At 62.6% G+C, this 23,797-nt stretch carries 23 protein-coding genes and 1 pseudogene; 16 read left to right on the top strand and 8 right to left on the bottom strand.

Annotated features, from left to right (window positions below):
- Positions 1 to 114 precede the first annotated feature (114 nt).
- Positions 115 to 1,383 (bottom strand): bifunctional sterol desaturase/short chain dehydrogenase, encoded by a 1,269-nt coding sequence (locus tag NW848_RS07570; protein ID WP_414346372.1) that lies wholly within the window; start codon positions 1,381 to 1,383, stop codon positions 115 to 117.
- A 265-nt stretch (positions 1,384 to 1,648) separates the two neighbouring features.
- Positions 1,649 to 2,215 (bottom strand): DUF192 domain-containing protein, encoded by a 567-nt coding sequence (locus NW848_RS07565; RefSeq protein ID WP_099812568.1) that lies wholly within the window; start codon positions 2,213 to 2,215, stop codon positions 1,649 to 1,651.
- A 211-nt stretch (positions 2,216 to 2,426) separates the two neighbouring features.
- Between NW848_RS07565 and NW848_RS07560 the strand changes: the two genes are divergently transcribed.
- Positions 2,427 to 3,725 carry a serpin family protein gene (locus NW848_RS07560; RefSeq protein ID WP_099835676.1) on the top strand — a complete coding sequence of 433 codons (1,299 nt, stop codon included), beginning with the start codon at positions 2,427 to 2,429 and terminating at the stop codon, positions 3,723 to 3,725.
- Here the strand turns inward: NW848_RS07560 and NW848_RS07555 are convergent.
- From NW848_RS07555 to NW848_RS07540, 4 genes are all read right to left on the bottom strand, one after another.
- The gene (locus tag NW848_RS07555) at positions 3,712 to 5,532 is read right to left on the bottom strand and encodes an NFACT family protein (protein WP_011429147.1); all 1,821 of its coding nucleotides are present in this window, start codon (positions 5,530 to 5,532) and stop codon (positions 3,712 to 3,714) included. The genes NW848_RS07560 and NW848_RS07555 overlap by 14 nt on opposite strands.
- Positions 5,533 to 5,751: 219 nt before the next feature.
- Positions 5,752 to 6,369, bottom strand: coding sequence for a DUF3727 domain-containing protein (locus tag NW848_RS07550; protein WP_011429146.1), 618 nt, complete (start codon positions 6,367 to 6,369; stop codon positions 5,752 to 5,754).
- Between the two features lie 72 nt (positions 6,370 to 6,441).
- Positions 6,442 to 6,687: a gas vesicle protein GvpG gene (locus NW848_RS07545; protein ID WP_011429145.1), complete on the bottom strand. Its 246-nt coding sequence runs from the start codon at positions 6,685 to 6,687 to the stop codon at positions 6,442 to 6,444.
- A 20-nt stretch (positions 6,688 to 6,707) separates the two neighbouring features.
- Positions 6,708 to 6,980: a hypothetical protein gene (locus tag NW848_RS07540; RefSeq protein ID WP_099834698.1), complete on the bottom strand. Its 273-nt coding sequence runs from the start codon at positions 6,978 to 6,980 to the stop codon at positions 6,708 to 6,710.
- A gap of 15 nt (positions 6,981 to 6,995) precedes the next feature.
- On the opposite strand from NW848_RS07540, the pseudogene NW848_RS07535 reads away from it, so the two are divergent.
- Positions 6,996 to 7,397 (top strand): annotated as a pseudogene (locus NW848_RS07535) (amino acid ABC transporter ATP-binding protein); the annotation flags it as partial.
- Positions 7,398 to 7,407: 10 nt separating this feature from the next.
- Here NW848_RS07535 and NW848_RS07530 read toward each other — a convergent pair.
- Positions 7,408 to 8,220 (bottom strand): class I SAM-dependent methyltransferase, encoded by an 813-nt coding sequence (locus NW848_RS07530; RefSeq protein ID WP_011429142.1) that lies wholly within the window; start codon positions 8,218 to 8,220, stop codon positions 7,408 to 7,410.
- A 41-nt stretch (positions 8,221 to 8,261) separates the two neighbouring features.
- Between NW848_RS07530 and NW848_RS07525 the strand changes: the two genes are divergently transcribed.
- The 12 genes from NW848_RS07525 (at position 8,262) to NW848_RS07470 (ending at position 18,223) form a co-directional block, all read left to right on the top strand.
- Positions 8,262 to 8,477, top strand: coding sequence for a hypothetical protein (locus NW848_RS07525; RefSeq protein WP_011429140.1), 216 nt, complete (start codon positions 8,262 to 8,264; stop codon positions 8,475 to 8,477).
- 115 nt (positions 8,478 to 8,592) lie between these two features.
- On the top strand, positions 8,593 to 9,993 hold the full coding sequence (locus NW848_RS07520) for an ABC transporter substrate-binding protein (RefSeq protein ID WP_414510862.1): 1,401 nt from the start codon (positions 8,593 to 8,595) through the stop codon (positions 9,991 to 9,993).
- A 53-nt stretch (positions 9,994 to 10,046) separates the two neighbouring features.
- On the top strand, positions 10,047 to 10,862 hold the full coding sequence (gene trpA, locus NW848_RS07515; protein WP_011429138.1) for a tryptophan synthase subunit alpha: 816 nt from the start codon (positions 10,047 to 10,049) through the stop codon (positions 10,860 to 10,862).
- Positions 10,863 to 11,276: 414 nt separating this feature from the next.
- Positions 11,277 to 11,795 carry a phycocyanin subunit beta gene (locus NW848_RS07510; RefSeq protein WP_011429136.1) on the top strand — a complete coding sequence of 173 codons (519 nt, stop codon included), beginning with the start codon at positions 11,277 to 11,279 and terminating at the stop codon, positions 11,793 to 11,795.
- A gap of 147 nt (positions 11,796 to 11,942) precedes the next feature.
- A complete protein-coding gene (locus tag NW848_RS07505; RefSeq protein WP_011429135.1) occupies positions 11,943 to 12,431 on the top strand; it encodes a phycocyanin subunit alpha in 489 nt (162 codons plus the stop codon).
- A 288-nt stretch (positions 12,432 to 12,719) separates the two neighbouring features.
- On the top strand, positions 12,720 to 12,980 hold the full coding sequence (locus NW848_RS07500; RefSeq protein WP_011429133.1) for a phycobilisome linker polypeptide: 261 nt from the start codon (positions 12,720 to 12,722) through the stop codon (positions 12,978 to 12,980).
- 72 nt (positions 12,981 to 13,052) lie between these two features.
- Positions 13,053 to 13,823 carry a HEAT repeat domain-containing protein gene (locus tag NW848_RS07495; RefSeq protein WP_228375394.1) on the top strand — a complete coding sequence of 257 codons (771 nt, stop codon included), beginning with the start codon at positions 13,053 to 13,055 and terminating at the stop codon, positions 13,821 to 13,823.
- Between the two features lie 87 nt (positions 13,824 to 13,910).
- A complete protein-coding gene (locus NW848_RS07490; RefSeq protein ID WP_414508699.1) occupies positions 13,911 to 14,552 on the top strand; it encodes a HEAT repeat domain-containing protein in 642 nt (213 codons plus the stop codon).
- 42 nt (positions 14,553 to 14,594) lie between these two features.
- Entirely contained in the window at positions 14,595 to 15,320 is a 726-nt protein-coding gene (locus tag NW848_RS07485; RefSeq protein WP_011429130.1) for a phycobilisome rod-core linker polypeptide, read from the top strand.
- A gap of 139 nt (positions 15,321 to 15,459) precedes the next feature.
- Positions 15,460 to 15,771 (top strand): DUF6825 family protein, encoded by a 312-nt coding sequence (locus NW848_RS07480; protein WP_414508698.1) that lies wholly within the window; start codon positions 15,460 to 15,462, stop codon positions 15,769 to 15,771.
- Positions 15,768 to 17,504, top strand: coding sequence for an ABC1 kinase family protein (locus NW848_RS07475; RefSeq protein WP_099887270.1), 1,737 nt, complete (start codon positions 15,768 to 15,770; stop codon positions 17,502 to 17,504). The genes NW848_RS07480 and NW848_RS07475 overlap by 4 nt, the downstream gene beginning before the upstream one ends.
- A complete protein-coding gene (locus NW848_RS07470; RefSeq protein ID WP_011429127.1) occupies positions 17,504 to 18,223 on the top strand; it encodes a Stp1/IreP family PP2C-type Ser/Thr phosphatase in 720 nt (239 codons plus the stop codon). Before NW848_RS07475 ends, NW848_RS07470 begins: the two co-directional genes overlap by 1 nt.
- 11 nt (positions 18,224 to 18,234) lie before the next feature.
- Here the strand turns inward: NW848_RS07470 and NW848_RS07465 are convergent, their stop codons facing one another.
- Positions 18,235 to 19,152 (bottom strand): histone deacetylase, encoded by a 918-nt coding sequence (locus tag NW848_RS07465; protein ID WP_011429126.1) that lies wholly within the window; start codon positions 19,150 to 19,152, stop codon positions 18,235 to 18,237.
- Between the two features lie 128 nt (positions 19,153 to 19,280).
- On the opposite strand from NW848_RS07465, the gene NW848_RS07460 reads away from it, so the two are divergent.
- Both NW848_RS07460 and NW848_RS07455 read left to right on the top strand, forming a co-directional pair.
- Positions 19,281 to 21,125 (top strand): serine/threonine-protein kinase, encoded by a 1,845-nt coding sequence (locus NW848_RS07460; protein WP_011429124.1) that lies wholly within the window; start codon positions 19,281 to 19,283, stop codon positions 21,123 to 21,125.
- 3 nt (positions 21,126 to 21,128) lie between these two features.
- Positions 21,129 to 23,495: a transglycosylase domain-containing protein gene (locus NW848_RS07455; RefSeq protein ID WP_414508697.1), complete on the top strand. Its 2,367-nt coding sequence runs from the start codon at positions 21,129 to 21,131 to the stop codon at positions 23,493 to 23,495.
- The last annotated feature ends 302 nt before the right edge of the window (positions 23,496 to 23,797 follow it).

Raw genomic sequence — 23,797 nt, 5'->3', positions numbered from 1 at the left:
CCAAAAGTTCGGGTTAGCGCAAGGGATCCCATCCCCTGCCGCCAAGGAACCTGCTCTTGTCTTACCCCAGTTTTGCGCCTGATGCCATAGAGCCGGCCAGGATTTGCGGCCCCCCTAAATCAAAGGGATCCCGGCGGCCGGACCCAGAAGAGCTGGGCGAGAAGAGCGGCGGCTGAACAAGCGGAAATAGGTGCTGACGGCCAACTCTTTCAGCGGGAAAAGCAGGTAGGTGAGGGGGTTGATGGTAACGATGATGTTGCGGCAATCGCGCTTGGCCTGGGCCAGGATCTGGGCGGCCACCCAATCGCCTGACATGACTCCAATCGGGTTGAGCTGGCTCTTGAAGGGCCCGAGGATGAGCTTGCGCACCACACAGGGGGCATCGAGACGGCGTAGGGTAACCAGATCGCCCAGGGCCCGTTTGGAGAGCTCGTAGAGAGGGCTAAAAGCAGGGCTGACCTCGGCTTCGGAGGTGTTCACCCAAACCTCTTTGGTGGCCATTTCCCGATTGCCGCGCACCGTTTGGAAAAACAGCTCCATCAGGCGCCAAGCGGAGAAGGTGTTGACAGCATAGGACTGGTGGACCGACTCGGGATCCCGCTCCCCATGCACGTTGAGGCCGTGGTTGATCACCAAGATATCGACTCGTTCCAGGAGCCCGGCCAGGGATCCCTCCTGACCCACCTGCCAGTGGATGGTCTCCACCGGCTGGGGCTGGCCGTCCACTTCGATGGCGACCGAATCCGCATGGGAGCTGAGGGCGATGACTTTGGCCCCATGGCGGGAAAAGTGCTTCAAGAGGGCCCGGCCCAGAGTGCCAGAGGCACCGGTGACGGCCACGCGCTTGCCTTTAAAGGAGAGACTGGTGCCCATGATCCGATCCACTAAGGTCAGGGTGCCGCAAAAGTAGGCGTTGGTATCGTCGAAGTGGTGCCGCCAGTGGTAGGCGCGGTTGACATGCCACTGGGCAGGAGGAGCAGGGAAAGGCCCGGGTTGGTGGGTAATGTCCGTCTGCAGGGCCAGCCCCCAGCCGCGCAACATGCCGGCAACCAGAAAACTGGCCGAGTAGAGTACCCCCACCGCCGCCGCTAGGCCATACAGCCAGGATCCCTGTCCCAACAGCACCACCCAAGGGATCCCGGCCAGGATCATCGTCGCCGCTTCGGGGACATCGTGGTGCCACTGGGATTCTCGGTACAGCTTCGGGTCTACCACGCTGAGATCGGGGCGAAACAGGCGGTGGTGCAGAGTGTGCTTGGGCATCAGCCAGGGCCACTGGTGGGCCAGCCAATGGCGCCCATCCCGCACAACCTCGGCCCAAAGGACGGAAGCCAGGGCAACGACCCCAACCCCCAGCCACTGAGTTACGCTGCTAACATCCATAGGGCTTTGCCGGCAGTAGCCAAACCATCCTGGGCTCGCGGTCGCCTCTTGGCATCAATCTCAAAGCAGTTGGCGACCCTCAAAAATCATCGCAAAGATCCCTGAAAAGATCATCCCAGGCCGCAAGCAAGACGGCCAACGGCAGCTTTTGGGATCCCAGGAGCATGGTCTCAACCTCTTCTGCAAGCTTGTCTTCCCTCACCCCCAGCCCCTTTCCCAGCCCTCACCCCCAGCCCCTCTCCCAAAGGGAGAGGGGAGATAGAGATCAAGGGGCGGAGCTGGGAAGCTCGCGGATCTCAACCGTATCTCCCACTTGCAAACCTAAGGCCGCCGCCGTCCCGCCGCGGAACTCCAGCACGCCATCTACCAACTGGTCAGAGGGTGGCCCATAGACGGGGCAGGGTTGGGCGGGGCAACCGGGCACATCGGCAGCGATGTACACCACCTGGCCTTGGCGGAGAAAGATAATGTCCAGGTTGAGCAGGGTGTTAAACATCCAGAAGGCAGCCGGCTGGGGCGGGTCGAAGGGAAACCACATGCCGCGATCAGGCGGCAAATCGGTGCGAAACATCAGGCCCAGCCGCTGTTGCTCAGGGGTGCGGGCCACTTCCAGCTCAAAGCGCCGGCCAGCGATGGTGACTTCTGCTGCCACCGGCAGGTGCTGGGGCTCTCCTTTGGCCGAGGTCGCGTTGGCAACGGCTGCCGTCTCCTGGGCTTCTAAAGATGAGGATCCCCCAGCAGTACATCCCAGCAGCAGAGCCAGGCCTAAGGCAATCCCGCCCGCTGTGGCAACCCGGCGAGAGCGCCGCCCCTCCCTTGCCCGCAAACTCATCCCTTGTCTCCTGCCGAGCTAGCTGTGCAGGCTTGATCCTACCCTGCTCTTTAGGTTGAAGAGGGAGGGGATCCGTAGCCAGTTTGGCCGGGATCTCCTGCGGGCTTTGGCCTGTCGATCTCTCCTCAAGCGCAAAGAGCCATCCACCCCCAACCCGATACCATAGCCATAGAGTCTATCTATCGTTCCCCACCCGGCCAGGAGAGACCCCATGAAAGACCTTTTGAGCAGATCCTCGCTGAGCCGGAGCTCGCTTCTGGCTCTGTTTGGCCTATTGCTTTTGGGTCTCTGGCCCGCACAGGGGATGGGATCCCAGGAGGCCCCGGTGCGGATCCCGTTTGAGCCGACCGTGACCTATGGGGAAGGCTATGGAGAAGAGGCTGTGGCCCAACAAGCCCAAAGTCGCTTTGCGCTAAAGCTGTTTGATCGCCTGCTCCAGCAGCAGCCGCAAGAGAACCTCTTTTTCTCTCCTTTGAGCATTCACTTGGCTCTGAGCATGCTGTACAACGGCGCCGCTGGGGAAACGCAGGCGGCCATGGCCGAGGTGCTGGAGGCCCAAGACCTCTCCCTCCATGAGTTGAACTGGACCAATGCCCAGATGGCGCGCTGGCTGGTGGAGCGATCCCAAGCAGAAGGGCCGATCCAGGTGCAAATTGCCAACGGCCTTTGGGTCGATCAAACCCTCACCCTGCGGCCTCCCTTTTTGCAGGCGCTGGCCACCTATTACCAAGCAGTGGCCAATCGGGTGGAGCTGGGATCCCGCCAGACGGTGCAGGCGATTAACCGTTGGGTAGCCGAGCGCACCCAGGGCCAGATCGACCGCATCGTGGATCGCCTCAGCCGGGAAGACAGGCTGGTTTTGCTCAACGCCATTTACTTCAAGGGAGAGTGGACCCAACCCTTCGATCCGGCCCTGACAGAGCCCCAGCCCTTTACCCGCCCAGATGGCCGCCGTGTCCAAGTGCCGCTGATGGCCCAATCCGGTCGCTACGGCTACCGGGAGACCGAGCAGCTCCAGGTGGTGCGCCTGCCCTATGGGGAAGGGGAACTGGCTATGGTGATCCTGCTGCCCAAGCCAGGGGTGAGCCTGGAAGCCCTGCGACAGGAGCTCAGCCCAGAAACTTGGCAAGAATGGACGGGATCCCTGCCCACCCGCCCCGGCTCGCTGCGGCTCCCCAAGTTTAAGCTGGCCTACGAAACCGATCTGGTGCCGGCTTTGCAACAGTTGGGCCTGGGGATCGCCTTTTCCCCTCAGGCCGATTTCAGCCAGATGACCCCAGAGCCGACGCAGGTCAGTAGAGTCTTGCACAAGGCGGCCATCGAAGTAGATGAAAAGGGATCCGGGGCGGCAGCCGCCACCGGGGTCATCGTCTCCCGCACCGCCAGCGACCGGCAAGAGCCCTTCCAGTTCGTAGCAGATCGCCCCTTCTGGTTTGCCATTGTGGCCTCCGGAGCCAACCGGGAGGCGCAAACTGTGCTGTTTATGGGATCCGTAGTCAACCCCAAGTAGAGGGCTGTAGCTCTGCTGGAACCTCCGGCTTGGGCGCCCCCTCCTTTTCCACAAGCAACTGGGCACGGCTGGGACGGCCCCACAGCACCTGCTCCTGCTGGTAAACCACCATGCCGGGTGGGGATCCCTTGGGTTTGAAGACGCACTTAGGGCGGGTATACACCACCGGTACCTGGTCGCTGAAGCGACCGCGGCTAAAATACGCCGCCAGATCGGCAGCCGCCTGCAGATCTTCACTTTCGGCCACCGCGCCCGGAGGCAGGCGCAACAGCACGTGGCTACCGGGGATCTCTTGGGCGTGAAACCACCAATCTTGGTCTTGGGCCACGCGGAAGGTCAGCCGATCATTTTGCCAGTTGTTGCGCCCCACCCAGATGGAGAAGCCGCTGGGGCTAGTGAAGCGATAGGGGTTGAAGCTGGCTGAAGAGGCCCGTCTGGATCCCTCTGCCCGGCTGGGGCTCTCTAGGTAGCCTTGTTGAATCAGCTCGGTCTCAACTTCTCGAAGGGCGGCCAAGTCCTGGGGATCCCGATAGGTTCCCAGATGCTGCAGGGTCGCTTCCACCTGCTCCAGGTAGCGGATCTCTTGCGCTACAGCTTCTAGCAAGGGCTGGACGGCCTCCTGGGCTCGTTTTTGTTTGCGGTGCTTGCGGTAGTAGGCCTGGGCGTTGAGAACAGCGTTTTTCTCCGGATCCAGCGGGATCTTGACCATCTGGCCGCTAAAAAAGTCTGGCAGCTCCATCAAGCTCAGCCCTGGCCGCCAGAGGTGGAGATGGGCCATGAGCAGATCGGCAGCCTGCTTGGAGGCTTCCGCTTGGGCCGAGTCGGCCAGCATCCTCTCGAAGTGCTCTTGCCGCTGGCGGAGTTTTTTCAGCAGGGCAGCCAGCTTTTGCCCCAGGCGCTGCCGCTCTCGCTCAAAGCGTTCGCGGTTGAGCTGGGCTTGGTAGTAGGCTTCCAGGAGCTGATGCAAGTTGGGTGTAGAGGGATCCCCGCCAGAGCCCCTCCAGCCGAGAACAGTGTACCCCTGGGGGGTAAGGGCCGGCTTAAACTGAGCCGTTTCCAGGCGGGCCAGCCAGTCCTGCCACCAAAAAAACAGGGCCTGCCACTCCTGGGGCGAGAGTTGGTTGCTGGGGGTTTGGGGTGGGATCCCGGCCTGCAGGCACATGGCCTCTGCCAAATGCCGGCTCAGGCCGCGGTAGCAGCGCAGCAGCCGCTGAGCAATGGGGCCAGGGATTAGGGCAAGACGCTCTTGCCACTGGGAGAAGGGCTCGGCTCGCTGGGGGATGGGATCGCTTAGGGCAGGGGGAGCTTCGTAAAGTAGACCTGGCTGCACCGGCCGTACCCGCGACTGTCGCTCGCTTACCCCGTGGCCGCAGGCCAAGATCATGCCCCCCTCGTCCACCAAGATGGCGTTGCTGTACTTGCCCATCACTTCCAGATAAAGGTGGCGTTGAGGGGGATCCGCGGGGCGAGGGGCAAAGCGAAAGTCAATCACCCGCTCCCACTCGTCCAGCAGCGCCAGCTCCGTCAGCGCCAAACCCCGCAGGTGCCGTTGCAGGTGTTGGCTAAAGGGCAAGTCCTCTGCTTCCTTGGGGGGAGCCTGACAGAGGTGAACTCGGGCCGCCTGAGGATGCCAAGACAGTAGCAAGCAAGGACGCGCCTTGAGGGTGCGCAGGCCAATCACCACCGTCCACAGATCCGTCTGCTGGATCCACTCCACGCGGGCAGGCAGCAAGGGATCCCCCCCGGCCTCAGCCCCTTTTAGATCTGCCAGCACAGCACGGAGGGTGGTCAGGTCAACCGGTTGCATCCCTGCTGCTCCTTGGGATCGGGCAACGCCTGGGGAACTGAACGAGGGCCTCCTTCCATTATCTGCCGCTCCCCTAGCTGGCGCTGGCAACAAAAAGACTCCGCCCAATCGACTTGAGCGGCAACCAAGGGGCTGCATTGGGGCAAGAGGCTTGGTACTTCCACCTTTGGGCTTTTTGGCCCAGGTGCCTTCAATTCTCAGGCAGAAACCCCGAGCTGCCTAGTCCTCGTCTTCATCGTCATATTCTTCATCATCGTACTCCTCCTCTTCCACTACCTCGTCCAGATCGAGCAGCACAGCATTGAGTTGGTCGAACAGGGCTGGCGAGTCCTCTGGGTTCAGTAGGTAGGGATCCCCCTCGTCAGGCAGGGCCACGTAGACCAGAACTGGGTCGAGGGGCGTAAAGATGCCGTATTTCTTGTCTTTGTAGAAGAAGGTAGCCAGCAGTTGGAATTCCTGGGCATCTTCCTCGCTTTCGCCCAGCTCGAACACATCTTCCTCTTCAACAGGGGGCAACTCTCCCTGCACCGTCAGGATGTCGAAGCCGTTTTGCTGCAGAGTCAAGTTCAACTCCTCCAAGACGGCCTGGATGGTGGGGATAGCAGCCTGGAGCTCCTCTGGATCCGGCTCATCCAGGATCCCTTCCATGTCCGCATCTCCGTTCACCGCTTGGCCGGGCTCTTCTTCCCCCTCCCAAACCAGAACTTTGATCACGGCGTCCACGGGCGTGGCCAGTGCATAGGCTTGTTCCTCAATGACCACCTGCCTCAGGATCTCGCATTTCAGAGGCTGGTTCTGCTCGTCGCGGAGCACTAAGGTTTCGCGGGATTCGGCCATGGAAAGCAACCCAGGGTAGGAAAATGAGGTCAACCAAAGCTTATTCTCCCATGTTCTGATCCCCCGCAGAACTCAGGGATCCTCGTCGGCACTGCCGGCTTCGGCCTGGGCCAGGGCTTCCAGAGCCAGCAGGATCTCCTCTTCTCGCTGGCTATAGGTCTCTTCATCGATCTCCCCCAGATCGAGCTGAATCTGGAGAGCGGTGAGTTCTTTCTGGAGGTTTTCTTTGCTGTCGAGTTGTGCCTCGGCCCGCTCGCGAATCTGCTCCGCCAACCACAGCAAGCTCTGGGCCGGCCACGTCAGCAATTGCCAAACCATCCCCGCGCCTCTCCCGTGGTTTAGGTCAATCCTAACAAGCGGATCCCACCTCCGCCTAAAGCCCGATAACCGATGCTCAGACCCTCCCAAAGGTGGCGCCATAGACCCGAAACAGAGGGATCCCTGCCGCTGGACTCTGCTGCTGGTTGCCGTTGCTCCTGTTCCAGCAACTCCAGCAGGTGGGTGTTGTTGGCTGCCCTGGCTGCTTCTAGACGATGGGCCAGAGAGACAGCGATGTTCCGCCGATGGCGGGCCAGAAAGCTAGCTCCACTCGCTTCAGCAGTTGCGCTCATAGAAATAGATAGAAAAAGGCCGAGGCAGTTGAACGGGCTATGGAGGTGTTGAGACGAGTGGGGATCGCCGAGCAAGCCGAGAAGTATCCTGGTCAACTTTCGGGGAGGCAGCAGCAGCGGGTGGCGATTGCCCGCGCTTTGGCCATAAATCCGGCGGTGATGCTCTTCGATGAGCCCACCTCGGCCTTGGATCCGGAGATGGTCAAAGAGGTGCTGGACGTGATGCGGGAGCTGGCCCGCTCGGGCATGACCATGGTGTGTGTAACCCACGAGATGAGCTTTGCCCGCGAGGTGGCGGATCGGATTGTCTTCTTCGACCGCGGCAAGATCGTGGAAGAAAACACCCCCCAAGAGTTTTTCAGCAACCCCAAGGAAGAGCGTTCTCGCCTTTTCTTGTCGCAGATCCTTTCCCACTAAGGGGCTGCGCTTAGAGAGGCGCAAGCCGTGCCAGAAAGGCCCCCTCCGGCTCTTGGTAGAGAATTTGTCCCTGCCAGCCGTTGGCGTGGGCACAGCGCAGCAGGGTTTCCGGATCCACAAACAGCCAGGGAAAGGGATCCCCGCGCTGCCCGCCGTACTCGGCCACAAAGTTCACCACCCTGGCTTTTGCCTCGCCCGCTGTTCTGCAGTCTCTCCCCTTCTCCCGATCCTCGGCTTCAGAATTAGCTGAACTTTCTACCTGCGGCAGATCCGCCGCGTCGCCCTCTTCACTGAGATCGGCTAGATCGGTGGAATCCACAAGCAACTGGCCGGTGGGCTGAACCCAGTGGCGGGCCAAGCTTAAAAAGCGCTCCAACCCCGCCAGGGATCCCACCAGGCCGGCGCCGTTCATCAGCAGCAGCAGCGTATCGAAGGGCTCTTCCGGCCCCTCCCAGTGGAACAGGTCGGCGGCGATGCGGCAATGCACCCCCCGTTCGGCCATGATCTGCAACGCCACCGGCGAGCGATCCAGGGCGGCTACGGCAAACCCCTCCTCCTGCAACAGCAGGCTGTGGCGGCCCGTGCCGGCGCCAATGTCCAGCACCCGACCGCGGCAGAGCTCTAAGGCCAGGGCCTCCACCTCCGGCAGCTCTTGGGTGAAGAACACCTCCGGCGAGACCACCTGGGGCTCCTCTGCCAGCGGGATCCCCTCGGCGCTGTAGGCGTGCAAGAGCAGGGATCCCCTCGCCTGGCCCCGGTGCCAGTCCCACAGGGCTTGCTCGAGCGGATCCTGAGGCAAAGGGTTTTCGACAACCTCTATCATGGGACTCTATCATGGAAAGGGAAAGCTAGAGTCTTGCCCCAATGGCCATTGCCGCATTTCTTTACGCTGCCGCTTTGGTTCTTTTGCTGATCGCAGGAGTCGTTTGGGCCACCTCTCAGCCGGCTAACTTGGAGACCGAGCCACAGGCCGGCGCACCTCCAGAAGAGCCCCCGGCAACCCCATCTGTTCCTGTTTCCATTGTGGAGCAACTGGAGCGCCAATACCGCAACAGCCCTTCCTACCGTCCCGATCCTTAGCGTATGCTTCAAGAAAGTTCTTGAAGATCCTTGAAGAGGGGGGGTCCAAGAGCTTCCTGAAGGCGTGAGCGGTACCCCTGCTGTCCGGATTCTGCTGTTCTCTTCCTTGGGGCCCATGGCTGCGAAGTCTCCACCCCCTATCGTCTACATTGCCCTAGGGCTATTGCTCCTCTGGGGTGGTCATCGCGCCTGGCAGGCGGGCTACATCCGCTGGCCAGAAGGGATCCCTCTGCCAGGGTTGGGCGGTAGGGCCCAAGATCTGCTCTTAACCAGCGGCGAGCGCACCCTGTTTGCCGATAGCAGTCCCGCCGCCGTGGCTGCAGCAGAGCTGTTGCGCCAGGGCAATTTCGGCGCGGCGATCCCGCTCCTAGAGATGGGGCTACAGAACAACCGCAACGACCCGGAAGCTCGCATTTTCCTCAACAACGCCCGCGCCCAGCAGCAGGGCAACCCCTTGAGCATAGCCGTGGTGGTGCCCATCTCCAGCAACCCCAACCGCGCCAAGGAGACCCTGCGCGGCGTGGCCCAGGCCCAAGAGGAGCTATTTCAGCAAGGGGGTATTGCAGGGCGGCTGCTGCGGGTGGTGATTGCCGACGACGGGGATAACCCAGAGCGAGCGGCGGCAGTGGCCAAAGCCCTGGTGGGCCAGCCCGAGATCCTGGGGGTGATCGGCCACAACGCCAGCGATGCCACCCTGGCGGCGGCTGAGATCTATCAGTCTGCCGGCCTGGCCATGATCTCCTCCACCTCCACCAGCACCCGCATCAGCCTGCTGGGGAACGCCATCTTTCGCACCGTCCCCTCCGACCAGATTGCTGGCACGCAACTGGCCCGCTATGTCCTTAACAAACTGCGCCTGCAGAGGGTGGCCATCTTCTACAACCCCAACAGCGCCTACAGCACCAGCCTGCGCGACGCCTTTGCCGCTACCCTGACCAGCGAAGGGGGCGTTGTGCTGGCGACCTTCGACCTGTCGGCAGCCGATTTCAACCCCCAGGCCAGCCTGCAGACAGCTCTGGGGCAGGGATCTCAGGCGGCTTTCTTGGCGCCCACGGCTTCCGTGGCCGAAAAAGCCCGGGCCGGCGCCCGCGAGCCCCCTGCCCGTGCCCAGCCCCTCCCCCGGGGGGGCGGGGAAGCGCTGTTAAGTCTCACCACCCTCAAGGAAGGGGGGGCAGCAGTAGAGGGGCTGGTGGTGGCGGTGCCCTGGCATCCCGACGTGCCCCGCAACCGCGGCTTTGCCCAGAAGGCAGCCCAGATGTGGGGAGGGCAGGTGAGTTGGCGCACGGCACTGGCCTACGACGCCACCCGTGTTTTTCTCCAGGCTATTCGGCAGGGATCCCCCAGCCGCAGCGGCATTCTCACTGCCCTGGGCGACCCCAACTTCCGCTTGCCAGACGGCGCTTCCGGGGAGGTGCGCTTTTTGCCCTCCGGCGACCGCGATGCTCCCCATGTGCTGGTGCGCATTGAACGGGGCAACCGCTCCGGCACCGGCTACGATTTTGTGCCCCTCCCCTAGGGCAGGCGCTACAGTAGGGGGTGCTCTCCATCTCCTCAGCTTGGACAGATCCCATGCCCAGCCGGATCACCGCGTGTTTTCAGGCGCTGCGCAGCCGCGGCGAAGCCGCCCTCATCCCCTACCTCACCGCCGGGGATCCCAACTTGGAAACCACCTTTGCGGCCCTGCAAGTTTTGGAGGAGAACGGCGCCGACCTCATCGAGTTGGGGGTGCCCTATTCGGATCCCCTGGCCGATGGGCCGGTGATCCAGGCAGCAGCCACCCGCGCCCTCAGCCGGGGCGTCACCTTGGGCGACATCTTGCAGGGCTTGCGGGGCCTCTCGCTGCGGGCTCCCCTCGTCCTGTTCACCTACTACAACCCCATCCACCAGCTCGGCATCCCCACCTTTGTGCGGCAACTGCGCCAGGCCGGCTGTGCCGGCTTGGTCGTCCCCGACCTGCCCCTGGAAGAGGCCGGATCCCTGCGGGAAGCAACGCAGGCGGAGGGGATCGACCTCATCCTGCTGGTGGCCCCCACCAGCCCCGCCGAGCGAATGCGCCGTATTGCCCAACAGTCCAGCGGCTTTATCTACCTGGTCAGCACCACCGGCGTCACCGGCGAACGGGCCACCCTGGAGCAGCGGATCCCGGCCTTGCTGCAGCAACTGCGCCAATACACCTCCCTGCCGATTGGGGTAGGCTTCGGCATCTCCACCCCCGACCAGGCCCGCCAGATTGCTCTCTGGGGAGCGGATGCGGCGATCGTGGGCAGTGCCTTTGTGCAACGGCTGGCCAAGGCCCCCACCCCCGCCCAAGGGCTGCAACAAATTGCCCACTTCTGCCGGGATCTCAAAGCTGCCCTGCAAGGCATAGGTACCCCGCAACATTGACTGCTGCAGTGTGTGGGCAAGAGGCTTGCCTTTATCTCAAAACAAGTGAAACGAATGTTTACATTTTTTTACTGCCCTCGCCGACCAGTTTCTGGCCTGCTGACCCAACAGAGCCAGAGGATTGGCGGCCAAGCAGACACTCTGGTGCCTGTTTATTTGTAAATCTTCACAAAACACTCATCCCTCCCACGCTATAAAATTGACCTGGATGCTCGGCTGTCTGAAAGTCGCAGAGGTTCTTGACCTGTCTCAAAATCTGGGGCTTCGGTGGGGGTAGTTTTGAGCAACCCGCTCCACAGGATCCCCGGTTTTTGGGCAAGGAGGATCCCGCAAACAACAGAGTTTGGGATCCCACTTTTGAGAGGTTCAGCCAGTCGCCCATCGCTTTTTGGAAAGACCAGAAGGAGATCCATCATGCAAGACGCCTTTACCCGGGTGATCGCTCAGGCAGATGCACGCGGTGCCTTTTTAAGTGATCAAGACTTCGACCGTCTGGCGGCTTTGGTGGCAGAAGGCAACAAACGCCTGGATGCTGTCAACCGCATGACCAGCAACGCCGCCCAAATCGTAACCAACGCGGCTCGTTCCCTGTTTGCCCAGGAGCCGGATCTGATCGCCCCTGGCGGTAATGCCTACACCAACCGTCGCATGGCCGCCTGCCTGCGGGACATGGAGATCATCTTGCGCTACATCACCTACGCCACCTTGGCGGGGGATAGCTCGGTGCTGGAAGATCGCTGCCTCAACGGCCTGCGGGAGACCTACATTGCGCTGGGGGTGCCCACCAGCTCCATGGCCAACGCCATTGCGGCCATGAAGAAGGAAGCCCTGGCCAAGATCATGGATCCGAACGGCATCACCCCTGGCGACTGCTCGGCGCTGCAAAGCGAGGTGGCCAGCTACTTCGACAAGGCGGCTGCCGCCATTGTTTAAGTTAAAAGCGGTCGTCCCTCTTTAAAGCTCCGTGAGATCGCCTAGATCCCTTTTTTCCGACAGGCAGACAGGCATTCCCAACTTGGAGGAGTGCCGGCTGCTCAACTAAGACTTTTGCTAACAGTCAACGCATTTAGGAGTTGCAAGGTGAAAACTGTCATTACCGAAGCGATTGCCGCTGCTGACAATCAAGGGCGTTTTCTCAATGCCAGCGAGCTGCAGGCCGTTAATGGTCGTTACCAGCGCGCTGCTGCCTCTCTGGAAGCGGCCCGTGTCTTGACCCAAAACCAACAAACGCTGGTGCGCGAAGCGGTGCAGGAAGTGTTCAAGCGCTTCCCCTACCTGACCCAGCCGGGCGAAATGGGTCACGGCGATGTGTTTCAGGCCAAGTGTGCCCGCGACATTGGCTACTACCTGCGCTTTATCACCTACTCGCTGGTTGCAGGCGGCACGGGCCCCCTCGATGAATACCTGGTGGCGGGCCTGCGGGAGGTGAACCGCTCCTTTAACCTCTCCCCGAGCTGGTACATTGTAGCTCTGCAGCACATGAAGAGCCGTGCTCTGGGCATGCTGAAGGGCCAAGCGGCGAACGAAGCAGCCATTTACTTCGACTACGCCATCAACGCCCTTAGCTAAGGGATGCCAGAGTAGAGATCCCGTTTTTGGGGGAGCGATCTCTTTCTTCGTCTTCCAATTGAGTGCCCCTACAGAGCAGGCAGCAGCCCAAGTGGAGCTGAGCTGGTCGTTTCCAGGTTTTCGGCGCCGCGGCTCTCTTCGAGCCAGCTAGGTTGTCTGCCTGCTTCCCAAGCTTTTGTGCCTGGGTACAGTTCTGCCTCTAGAGGTGGCTTTTGCGGCCTCTCTGGCGGTCAGGAGGTCTTCGTGCCCAGGTGCCGCACAAAGTTGAACTCGACTCGGGGGAAAACGATGTTTGGTCAAAGCACCAGCGGCCCTGAAACTTTGACGGAAGCCGGCAGCCGGGTTTACAAGGTTGAGTACACTGGCCTGCTCAACCCACCCGATGCTCTGGCCACCTCGGCTAAGGTGCGTCGCAGTACCATGAGCATCACAGTTCCTTACAGCCGGCTGTCCACGGAGATGCAGCGCATTCTGCGGATGGGCGGCAAAATCGTGCAGGTCACTGCTCTATCGGCGGCCCCTGCCCAGAGCAACGGCGCTGCTGAGTAAGGGATCCCTCTGCTCAACGGCAGTCATCGGCAAGGTGGCCTCGATTCCATGGACGGCTCTGCAAGGGTTCCCATGACATCCAACACGGCGGTGCTGCCCCAGCCGCTCACCTGGGAGCAGGCGATAGCGCGGCTGCAGGGGGATGACCCGCAAGATCGGTACTATGCCGCTTGGTACTTGGGCACGGTTCGGGATCCGCGGGGGGTAGAGCCACTGCTGTTGGCGTTGCGAGATGAGCGGGATCGCACCGCCTTGGGGGGCTACCCGCTACGGCGCAATGCGGCCAAAGCCCTTGGGCAAATTGGCGACGTGCGGGCCGTGCCCGGCCTGATCGAGGCCCTTGGCTGTAGCGATCTGCATGTGCGGGAAGAGGCTGCCTATGCCCTGGCCCAGTTGGGAGACCGGCGGGCGGTGGCTCCCTTGCTGGCCTTGCTGCAGTCGCGGGAGCAGGAGCAGCCCTGGGAAGCCTTCATCGAGGCGCTGGGCCAGCTCAACGCCACCGAGGCCGAGGCGGCGATTCGGCCTTTCTTAAGCCACCCCTCGGAGCGGGTGCGTTCGGCAGCCGCTTGGGTGCTCTATCGCTTTACACAAGCCGAGGAGCTGACCCAAGTTCTGGTGGCGCTGCTGGCCCACCCCAATTTCAGCCTGCGCCAGGCGGCCCTTTTCGATCTGGCAGAATCCGGCTGGGTGGCAGGGGCGCCGCTGTTGGCGACAGCCGATGTGGCGCTTAACCTGCGCATCAATGCTCTGAAGCGACTGTTCGACGTGGCGCTGCAGTTAGGGCGAGTGCCGCCGGATCGGGTGGCAGCAGCGATCATCCCGCAACTGGACAGGCTGTTCTAGACGTGAAAGGGCTTGGGGCTCTCCCCCCCTATTGGCTCGCTTGGATGTTTCGTTAGTTTTTTACTTACCTTGGCCTCTGGGTTGTCTATGTCCTCTTCCTCGGCTGCGCAAGTGCTTCCCGCTGCTGTGGCTCAACTGGCCGCTGAACTGGAACAGGCCACCTCAGCGGAAGAACTGTTGCGGGTGGTGAGAGCGCTGGGATCCTTGGGCCACGTGGAAGGGATCCCCCTGCTCATTCGCGCCTTTGGCTTCAACCGCCCTGCCGTGGGGGAGGCCGCGCTGGAAGAGGTGTTGCGCTTTGGGGAGGCGGCGGTAGGGCCTTTGCTGGCCAACATCGATGGCTTCGACTATGGGGCGCGCGCCTATTCGGTGCGGGCGTTGGCCCGTATCGGCCACGGCGATGCCTACCCCTTTTTGGCGGAAGCCATTGTGGCGGACTTCGCCCCCAGCGTGCGGCGAGCGGCGGCCCGTGGGCTGGGACAGGTAGCGGCACGGCGGCCCCTCTCCGATCAAGAGCGAGCCTTGCACCTGTTGCGGCAATGCCTGGGCGACGCCGACTGGGGAGTTCGCTATGCCGCCGTCGGATCCCTGACGGATTTGGCTCGGCTGGGAGAGGCGTCCCTGCGATCTGCCGTCGAGGCAGCCCTGCAAATGGCCTTGCAGGATGCGGATCCCTTGATTCCCCTACGCGCCCGCCTAAGCCAGCAGGAGCTGGCTGCTGAACCATAACCCCTGCCATTTTGTTGTTTCGTTTCCTCAGGAGCATAACCTATGACTCTTCCGCTGCTTGCCGATCGCCCCACCACGCAAAGCGTGCGGGTGGAGCGCTACTTTGTACCCAGCGACGAAACCCCGCCCGCCTATCGCCCCGACGACCCGACGGGCATCGAAAATGTCATCCGCGCCGCCTACCGGCAGATCTTCAGCGAACACCTGATGCTGGAGAGCTACCGGCAAAAAGCGCTGGAGTCCCAGCTGCGCAACGGGGCGATCTCGGTGAAGGAGTTTATCCGTGGCCTGGGCAAGTCGGAGGTGTACCGGGATCTGGTCATGGTTCCTAACGACAACTACCGCTTCGTCGAGATCACCTTCCAGCGCTTCCTGGGCCGGCCCACCTACAGCCAGCAGGAGCGCATCAAGTACTCCATCATCCTGGCCACCCGCGGTCTGAACGGCTTTATCGACGCCGTTGTCGACAGTGAGGAGTACAACGCCGCCTTCGGGGACGATGTGGTGCCTTACCAGCGCCGCCGCCTTTCCGAGAAGCCGACCAACTTGCTCAACCCCCGCTACGGGGCGCGGTGGCGGGATGTTTCCGGCGTGAAGCGCTCGACGCGGGAAGTGGTGCGCACCTACCGGATTACTCGGCCTCCCAAGCCCGGGGATCCGGAAAACTTCCTCAACATGGCCCGCATGCTCAATCCCAAGCCGGCAGCGCGGCAAAACATCAGCGTCTTCGATCTGAAGATCCCCGACATGACCACCAACCGCCGCTGAGGGTTGGGCCTCCTACCCACTGCGCCCTTGCCAAGCTCTCAAGCCGATCATCCGACGCCGTTCGGGTGGATCGGCTCTTCGGCTTGGTTGGGGCAAGATTCGTTATAATCTGGGTGATGCTTCTTAACACTTGGGTTACATGAACAAGCCAGTTGTGCGGGCTTTTTTTGTCGGCAAGGCGGTGGCCGACGTGCTGCGAGAGCGCCTGGAGAGCACCCTTGCCGACCTTGCCGGGGAAGTGGGCAAGGTGTGGGCGGAGCTCCAAGAGGGCTGGCAGACCTTTGCCCAGGATGTCATGGCCCGGGCTGAGGCGGAAGCATCGCTAGCTGCCCAGGAAATGGCGGCACCCCCCTTCAAGGCAGAAGACCTGCAGGCAACCCTAGACGACCTGCGGGCAGAGGTGGCGCAGTTGCGCTCCGAATTGCAGAAGTATCGGAGTCGAAACGCTTGAACGCCAGCACACTCCCATCCCGAGCCGTTTTGGGATCCGAACCCGCCAAGCCCTATACCGCCTACCGTTGGGCTCGAGAAAACTACACCCGCTGGGGCCGCCTCATTGATATTTGGCGATTTGTGCTCACCTGGCTGTTTTACCTCTGGCTGGATCAGCAGGCGTGGAGCTACGGGGGGCAGCCCACAGCGGAGCGCAAAGCCAAACGCCGCCGCGCCAGGGCCATCTGGATCCGCGAGACGCTGCTCCACCTCGGTCCTACTTTTATCAAGGTGGGGCAGTTTTTCTCCACCCGGGCCGATCTCTTCCCCTCCGAGTACGTCGAGGAGCTGTCCAAGCTGCAGGATCGGGTGCCTGCTTTTGGCTACGAACAGGTGGCAGCCATCGTGCAGCAAGAGTTGGGCAAGCCCATTGAGCAGATCTACAGCTATTTCGATCCCACCCCCTTGGCGGCGGCCAGCTTGGGGCAGGTGCATCGGGCCAAGCTCAAGACCGGCGAAGAAGTGGTGGTCAAGGTGCAGCGTCCGGGCCTGACCCGCCTGTTCACGATCGATCTGGAGATCTGCCGCGGTATTGCCGAGTTCTTTCAGTACCACACCCGTTGGGGCGGGCCGGGCCGCGACTGGATCGGCATCTACGAAGAGTGTCGGCGCACCCTCTGGGAGGAAGTGGACTACCTCAACGAGGGCCGCAACGCCGACACCTTTCGCCGCAACTTTCGGGACATGCCACAAATTGCCGTCCCCAAAGTGTACTGGCGCTACACTTCCCCCCGCCTGCTGACGCTGGAATACCTGCCAGGGATCAAGATCAGCGACTACGAAGCCCTGAGCGCGGCGGGGCTGGATCGCAAGCTCTTGGCCCGCTTGGGGGCAGAGGCCTATTTGCGGCAACTGCTCAAAGACGGCTTTTTTCACGCCGATCCCCACCCTGGCAACATTGCCGTCAAGCCGGATGGCACGCTGATCTTCTACGACTTCGGCATGATGGGGCGCATTCGCCCTGGCATCAAGGAAAAGTTGGTGGCCATGCTGGCGGCTGTGGTGGCCAAAAATGCCGACCTGGTGGTGGCCTCGCTGGTGGAGCTGGGCGTGTTGGTGCCCACTGCCGATCTGGCGCCAGTACGCCGCTCGGTGCAGTACATGTTGGATCACTTCATGGACAAGCCCTTTTCCAACAGCTCCGACGAGATCTCGGTGATGGCCATCAGCGAAGACCTCTACGAGCTGGCCTACGATCAGCCGTTTCGCTTTCCCGCCACCTTTACCTTTGTGATGCGGGCCCTGACCACGTTGGAGGGGCTGGGGAAAAGCTTGGATCCGGAGTTCAATTTCCTGGAAGTGGCCAAGCCTTTCGCGGAGGAGCTGATGAACGGCAGCAAACCGGAGACGGAGACTCTGCTAGCCCAGGTCAGCCGCCAGGCGGCAGAGTTCACCAGCAGCAGCCTCAGCTTGCCCCGCCGTCTTGAAGCGACCTTGAGCAAGCTGGAACAGGGGGAGCTACGCCTGCGGGTGCGATCCAGCGAGGCAGAGCGTTTGCTGCGCAAGCTGAACAGCACCGGACGGGGAGTTATCTACGCGGTGTTGTTTGCAACTTTTTTTCTCAGCGCAACCCAGCTATTTTCGGCTGGGCATGCTACTTTAGCGATCGTCACCCTGGCTTTGGCCGTTCTCGCCGCTTTGGCGCTGGTCAGGGTACTCTTAAAGGCAAATGGATCAGAGCCACTGATGTGATGCGACGATATGCCTGCGCTACGGATCCAGGCAAGGTCCGCAGCAGCAATCAGGATGCCTACTACTGTGATCCAGAAGGACGTTACTTCATCGTTGCCGATGGCATGGGAGGGCACGCTGCCGGAGCAACAGCCAGCCTGTTGGCGGTCGAGGTCATTCGCGAGTGCCTTGAGCGGGGTTGGCAGACCGTGCCAGCGCCCAAGCTGCTCAGCGAGGCGATAGAAGCGGCCAACGAGGCCATTCTTAAAGACCAACGAGAAAACCCGGAGCGGGCCGACATGGGCACCACCGTGGTGGTGGCTCTGGTGGATCCCAACAACAATTGCTGGAGCGCTCACATCGGCGACTCTCGCCTTTACCGCCTCCGCGGATCTGAGATGCAGCAGATGACGGAGGATCACACCTTGGTAGCTCGCTCGGTTCGCCAAGGGGAGTTGACCCAGGCGCAAGCCCGCATGCACCCCTGGCGCCACATTCTCGAGCGCTGCCTGGGCCGCCCCGATGCAGGGCCGCCTGCTGTTCAGCCGATTACAATGCGCCCTGGGGATCGCCTGCTGTTGTGTAGTGACGGGCTCACCGAAGAGCTAGATGACGAGGTCATCGCCGAGTACTGCCTGAAGGTGGAGGATTTGGATCAACTGGCCTGCCAGTTGGTCGAGGCGGCCAAAGAGCGGGGCGGTCGGGACAACATCACGGTGGTGATCGCCGAATACGCCTAGTTCGCGGCCAGCTAGAGACGGTATTGCCGGTACACTTCGCCGGCAGCCCGGTGCAGGAGCGAGTGGCGGTAGACAAGCTGAGCGAGGTCGTTGCCGTAGCCGCCGCCGATAACGCAGGCAACGGGGTAGCCTCGCTTTAAGCAGGTGTCCAGCACCTGCATATCGCGGCGGAAGAGCCCCTCGTCGCTGAGGGCCAGCTTGCCCAAGAGATCTTCGCGGTGGGGATCCACCCCCGCATCATAGAGCACCAGATCCGGGCGCACCTGAGCCAACAGATCGGGCAGGTAGTCGGCCAGGGTTTGCAGATAAGCTTCGTCTTCCAGGCCCACCGGCAGGGGCACGTCCAGGTCGCTGGCCTGCTTGGTGGCGGGGAAGTTGGCGGCGCAGTGCATGGAAAAGGTAAACACCCGCGGCTCGGAGCGGAAGATCCAGGCGGTGCCGTCGCCCTGGTGCACATCCAGGTCTACAATCAGAACCTTTTGCACCAGCCCCTGCTGCAGCAGGACTTGGGCGGCGATGGCCAGGTCGTTGAAAATACAGAAGCCGGAGCCGTAGGCGGGAAAGGCGTGGTGGGTGCCGCCGGCGGTGTTGCAGGCCAGGCCGTGGCGCAGGGCCAATTGGGCGGTCAGGACGGTGCCGCCCACCGCGCGACAGGTGCGCTGCACCAGCTCGGGACTCCAGGGCAGGCCGATGCGCCGCTGCAGTTTGGCCTCCAGGGATCCCTCGCAGTAGGCCCGCACGTACTCTGGCGTGTGCACCGATTCGATCCAAGCCAGGGGGGGGAGTTCCGGCTGATGCACTTGCTGAGGGCGGATCACCCCTTCCCGCAGCAGCAGCTCGTGCAGGAGGCGGAATTTGGGCATGGGAAAGCGATGGCCCGGCGGCAGGGGGGCGCTGTAGTCGGGGTGGTAAACGACGGGCAAAGACATTCCAAGCAACCGGATCGACGGGGGTGAGCATAGCCTATTGGGGCCCCAGTGCTTATGGTAGAGGTAGCCCACTCTGGCCGGATCCCTGCGGGGGCTCTGCGCTGTTCTCTCTACCGCCGCGATTCCCTATGTTTACTGCGTCGGATCCCTTTTTGGGTCGCCTCTTGGCCCAGCGCTATCGCCTGACCCATCTGCTGGGGCAAGGAGGCATGGGGCGGGTCTACTTGGCCCAGGATCTGCTTTTTGGCGGGGTGGAAGTGGCCGTTAAGCTGCTCTCCCAGCCGGCGATGGACGAGCAGGCCCGCCTGCGCTTTGAGCGGGAAGCCAAAGCCTGCGCCGCTTTGGGCCAGAAAAGCCTGCACATTGTCAAGGTAAGCGACTACGGCATCACTGCCGATGGGGTGCCTTTCTATGTGATGGAATACCTCAACGGCCAAACCCTCAAGGACATTCTGGCGACGGGATCTCTGCCGCTGGAGCGCTTTTTTCGGCTGGCCCGCCAAATTGGCCTGGGGCTCAAAGCAGCCCACGAAGGGATCCTCCTGGAAGGACAGCGGATCCAGGTGATCCACCGCGACCTCAAGCCGGCCAACGTGATCGTGCTGGCCGACGAAAGCTTGGGGGAGCTGGCGAAGCTGGTGGACTTTGGCATTGCCAAGCTGCTCAACACCCGCGAGTCGCTCAGCCTTACCCACGCCTACCTGGGGACGCTGGCCTACTCCTCCCCGGAGCAACTGGAAGGGTTGCCGCTGGATGCCCGCTCCGACATCTACAGCTTCGGGATCATGCTCTACCAGATGGTGTCCGGCCAGATGCCCCTCCAGCCTACCACCGAATCTTTCCCGGGCTGGTACCAGGCCCACCACAAGCAGCGTCCCCTGCCTTTGGAAGAGCTGGGACTGCCGTTGGCGCTGCCCGCCGGTTTGTCGGATCTGATCCTCAGTTGTTTGGCCAAAGATCCGGCCGCCCGTCCGCCCACGGTGGCCAATGTGTTGGCGGAGCTGGAGCGCATCCAAGCCAGAGCGCAGGGATCCCCCAGAGGAGCTTCCCAGGCTGTTGCCCTTCAATTTCCAGCGATCCCCTCTGGCCCGCTTTTTCCCTCGGCGCCCCCCCTGGCCACGGCCGGCACGCTGCGGCTTGCGCCCCCGACAATGGCCAGCGAGAACAGGGGATCCCTGCTCTGGGCCCGCCTGATCCCCTTCTTGGGGGGCAGTTTGCTGGGCTTGGCCTTGGTGAGTTGGGGGTTGGGACGGTTGCTGCAGCGCCCTGCGGCTCCGGTGCTCTCCGGCTCTCGCCCCTCGCCAGCTGCCACGGAGTTAGAGGATGAGCGCCCAGGAGCGGAGGCGCAGCCCGATACGGCCCCTGAAGTTCTCGTTCCGGATATCCTTGGCAGCAGTGCTGGGCAGGACGAGGGCGCAACCCGTCGGGATCCGGCACCGGAGCTAGAACCCTACAGCGGGCCGGTGTTGCGCGCCTTCCCTCTCCAGACTTCCCGCGAGGTGGTGCGGGCCGCCCTGGGATCCCCCAGCCAGCAGGGGCGAGGCGCTCGGCCCAACACCGTCTACGACCTGTACCGCTTGGGCAGCATGAACTTGAGCCTCACCTACGACGAATCCAGCCTGGCGCTGCAACAAATCGAGGCCACCGTCGCCGACGACGTGCCCGCCCCGCAGGCGGAAGGGCTGCTGGAAGACATGCTGCAGGCCCCCTTGCCCCCCCAGTTGCAGCGAGAACTGCAGGCGGTGCGGGAAAACCGTTCTGAGCGCGTCCAGTTCCGCGTCGGCCCCTGGTCTGGCGTGGTCGAGCGCACCCCCCAGGGCCACCTCTACATGGCCGTTTGGGATCCCCCGCCCACCGTCCCCGTTGCCCAGCCCCGCCCAGCCCCCAGAGCCACTCCAGCCGCCGCCGGCCCTCGTCCCGGCCAGACCCTGCAGGAGCTGCTGCGCCGCGCGCGCGAATTGCGGGGAGATTGAGCCATGTCTGCTTCTGAAGACAAGAATTCCCTACGGGGCACCGTCGCTCGCTTCTTCAAGACCCTGGCGAGGCCCTTTCCGGTCGGGCCTACGGCCCTCCTCAAGCCTGCTCCCCCCAAACGCCCGGTGCGCCTGCAGATCACCTGCCCAGGAGAGCCTCCCCAGGTGTTTGTCCTGCAGGGATCCGACATTCTTGGTCGCAGCCAGACGGTGGCCACCATCCGCATCCCCGCCCCTGCGGTGAGCCATCTGCACGCCCGCATTCGCCCGCGTCCGGGCTGGCGTCTGCCTGGCTTGGGGTGGCGGATCCCTCTGCATCCCCTCCTCTACTGGCTGGGGTGGAACGCTGGTCGCTACCAACTGGAAGATCAAGACTCCACCAACGGCGTCTTTCGCCTCAAGCCCTTTGGCGGCGCCGAGCGGGTGCGGCGGGTGATCCTGCGCCACGGCCAGCGACTCAGCCTTGGCCCGCCCCGGGATCCGGAGAGCGTGGTTATTCAGGTGTTGGATCCACCGCCGCCGCAGGTGTACGGGGTGCGCGGCTGCCTGATCCTGATGGCGCTCTTGGGGCTGGGGGCGAGGCTTTGGATCGGCCATGAGTGGAGCAAGTTCTCAGTAGAACCGCCGCTGGCCGCCGATCGCAACCCCCTGATCGTCCTGGCCGGGGATCGGCAAACCGAGCTGCGCCGCCACCAGGGGGATCTCTACCGGGAGCTGCCCAACCTGGAAGCCTTTGGCCCGATTCTGCCCAAAGTGGTGGTGGCCGCCGAAGATCACCGCTTCTACTCCCACTTCGGGGTCGATCTGCTGGGCATTGCCCGCGCCTTTTGGGTCAACCTGCGCTCCGGGGAGGTGCAGCAGGGGGGCAGCTCCATCAGCCAACAACTGGCTCGCACCGTCTTGCGCGACTACACCGGCTCAGGCAACACCTTTGGCCGCAAGCTGCGGGAGGCCGTCGCCGCCCTCAAGCTGGAACGGCGCTACAGCAAAGACGAAATCCTCACCCTCTACCTCAACAACGTCTACCTGGGCAACGGCCTCTACGGCTTTGAGACCGCCGCCCAGTTCTACTTCGGGATCCCCAGCCGCCAGCTCAGCCTTTCCGAAGCCGCCACCCTGGCCGCCATTCTGCCCGCCCCCAACGCCTTCAACCCCGTCGCCAACTACGAGGCCGCCGTGCGGGGCCGGGATCGGGTGTTGGATCGCCTCAGCGAGCTCAAAGTTTTCCCGGAAGAGGAGATTCGGCGGGCCCGGCGCAGCCGCCTCACCCTCAACCCCAACCTGCGCTCCCAGACCTCGACAGTTGCCCCCTACTTCTACAGCACCGTCTTCCAGGAGCTGCGGCAGCTTTTGGGGCAAGATCTCTCGGCAGAGGGCAACTTCGTCATCGAGACGACGCTGCATTTGCCCTACCAGCGGCTGGCGGAGCAGGCCCTGGCCCAAACGGTGCGCGAGGTGGGATCCCGCCTGGGCTTCAACCAAGGCGCCTTGGTCAGCCTCGACAGCCGCAACGGCGAGATCCTAGCTCTCGTGGGCGGGATCGACTACACCGCCAGCCCCTTTAACCGTGCCACCCAAGCCCAACGGCAGCCCGGATCCACCTTCAAAGTCTTCGCCTATGCCGCTGCCCTCAGCCAGGGGATCCCGCTGTCGCAGGTGCTCTCCTGTGAGCCGCTTACTTGGGGCAACCTCACCTTTCAGGGCTGCCGCTCGGGAAGTGCCCCCATGGACTTGGCCCGCGGCCTGATCCTCTCCGAAAACGTGATCGCCCTGCGGCTGGCCCAACAGGTAGGGCTGGAGCGGGTGGTGGCCATGGCGCGGCAAATGGGCATCCAATCCCCCTTACAGCCCTATCCTTCCCTGGTTCTCGGCACGATGGAGGTGAACCTGCTGGAGCTGACCGCGGCCTTTGCCCCTTTGGCCAATCGCGGCCTTTGGTCTAGGCCCCACACCATCCGCCGCATCCTGGATAGCAGCGATTGCGCCAACCCCGACGACTTTCGCACCTGCCGCGAGATCTACCCCGGTCGCGAGGATCCCCGCTCGCAGCGGCTGGTTTTGTCGGAGAGCGTCGCCCAGCAGATGACCGCCGTATTGCAAGGGGTGATCCGCTCCGGCACCGGCACCGCCGCCCGCCTTGGGATCGGGGAGGCGGGCAAAACCGGCACCGCTGCCCGCCTTGGGATCGGGGAGGCCGGCAAAACGGGCACCACCACCGCCAACAGGGATCTGCTCTTTGTCGGCTACACGCCCAATCCGCCTCTGGTAACCGGCATTTGGCTGGGCAACGACGACGCCAGCCCCACCCGCGGCAGCAGCAGCATCGCCGCCCAAACTTGGAGAAACTACATGAGCCAAGTCATTCAATAGGCGACCTTGGCAAACAAGTTCTAACAACTTGACAGAAAACCTCTCCCCCTTCTCCAGGGGGAAGTGCCCGGTGGGAGCGTTGCAAGCTGTCGCGAAACCGTCTGTCACATCTCCTCCCCCGAAGGAAACGGGCTTAGGGGCGGCAGGGCTGCGGCCCGGCAGCGTTGCGAAACGCTTGGGAGGTTTTTCAGTCGAGTGATAGCTACACTTAGCCGGCCAGAAAATGAACTGCAGCCAACTGGGCGATGGGATGATTTTAAGATGGGAGTGACTTGGTCATCACTGAATGAAAGCCTTGGGAT

Source organism: Synechococcus sp. RC10A2 (genome assembly GCF_047502605.1).
Note: the sequence above shows the minus strand (reverse complement) of the source record. Positions and strands in the feature narration are given on the sequence as shown.

Bases quoted from the DNA above. Each gene is read 5' to 3' on its own strand.
- NW848_RS07570 (WP_414346372.1), bottom strand. From the start codon at position 1,383: ATGGATGTTAGCAGCGTAACTCAGTGGCTGGGGGTTGGGGTCGTTGCC.
- NW848_RS07565 (WP_099812568.1), bottom strand. From the start codon at position 2,215: ATGAGTTTGCGGGCAAGGGAGGGGCGGCGCTCTCGCCGGGTTGCCACA.
- NW848_RS07560 (WP_099835676.1), top strand. From the start codon at position 2,427: ATGAAAGACCTTTTGAGCAGATCCTCGCTGAGCCGGAGCTCGCTTCTG.
- NW848_RS07555 (WP_011429147.1), bottom strand. From the start codon at position 5,532: ATGCAACCGGTTGACCTGACCACCCTCCGTGCTGTGCTGGCAGATCTA.
- NW848_RS07550 (WP_011429146.1), bottom strand. From the start codon at position 6,369: ATGGCCGAATCCCGCGAAACCTTAGTGCTCCGCGACGAGCAGAACCAG.
- NW848_RS07545 (WP_011429145.1), bottom strand. From the start codon at position 6,687: ATGGTTTGGCAATTGCTGACGTGGCCGGCCCAGAGCTTGCTGTGGTTG.
- NW848_RS07540 (WP_099834698.1), bottom strand. From the start codon at position 6,980: ATGAGCGCAACTGCTGAAGCGAGTGGAGCTAGCTTTCTGGCCCGCCAT.
- NW848_RS07530 (WP_011429142.1), bottom strand. From the start codon at position 8,220: ATGATAGAGGTTGTCGAAAACCCTTTGCCTCAGGATCCGCTCGAGCAA.
- NW848_RS07525 (WP_011429140.1), top strand. From the start codon at position 8,262: ATGGCCATTGCCGCATTTCTTTACGCTGCCGCTTTGGTTCTTTTGCTG.
- NW848_RS07520 (WP_414510862.1), top strand. From the start codon at position 8,593: ATGGCTGCGAAGTCTCCACCCCCTATCGTCTACATTGCCCTAGGGCTA.
- trpA (WP_011429138.1), top strand. From the start codon at position 10,047: ATGCCCAGCCGGATCACCGCGTGTTTTCAGGCGCTGCGCAGCCGCGGC.
- NW848_RS07510 (WP_011429136.1), top strand. From the start codon at position 11,277: ATGCAAGACGCCTTTACCCGGGTGATCGCTCAGGCAGATGCACGCGGT.
- NW848_RS07500 (WP_011429133.1), top strand. From the start codon at position 12,720: ATGTTTGGTCAAAGCACCAGCGGCCCTGAAACTTTGACGGAAGCCGGC.
- NW848_RS07495 (WP_228375394.1), top strand. From the start codon at position 13,053: ATGACATCCAACACGGCGGTGCTGCCCCAGCCGCTCACCTGGGAGCAG.
- NW848_RS07490 (WP_414508699.1), top strand. From the start codon at position 13,911: ATGTCCTCTTCCTCGGCTGCGCAAGTGCTTCCCGCTGCTGTGGCTCAA.
- NW848_RS07485 (WP_011429130.1), top strand. From the start codon at position 14,595: ATGACTCTTCCGCTGCTTGCCGATCGCCCCACCACGCAAAGCGTGCGG.
- NW848_RS07480 (WP_414508698.1), top strand. From the start codon at position 15,460: ATGAACAAGCCAGTTGTGCGGGCTTTTTTTGTCGGCAAGGCGGTGGCC.
- NW848_RS07470 (WP_011429127.1), top strand. From the start codon at position 17,504: ATGCGACGATATGCCTGCGCTACGGATCCAGGCAAGGTCCGCAGCAGC.
- NW848_RS07465 (WP_011429126.1), bottom strand. From the start codon at position 19,152: ATGTCTTTGCCCGTCGTTTACCACCCCGACTACAGCGCCCCCCTGCCG.
- NW848_RS07460 (WP_011429124.1), top strand. From the start codon at position 19,281: ATGTTTACTGCGTCGGATCCCTTTTTGGGTCGCCTCTTGGCCCAGCGC.
- NW848_RS07455 (WP_414508697.1), top strand. From the start codon at position 21,129: ATGTCTGCTTCTGAAGACAAGAATTCCCTACGGGGCACCGTCGCTCGC.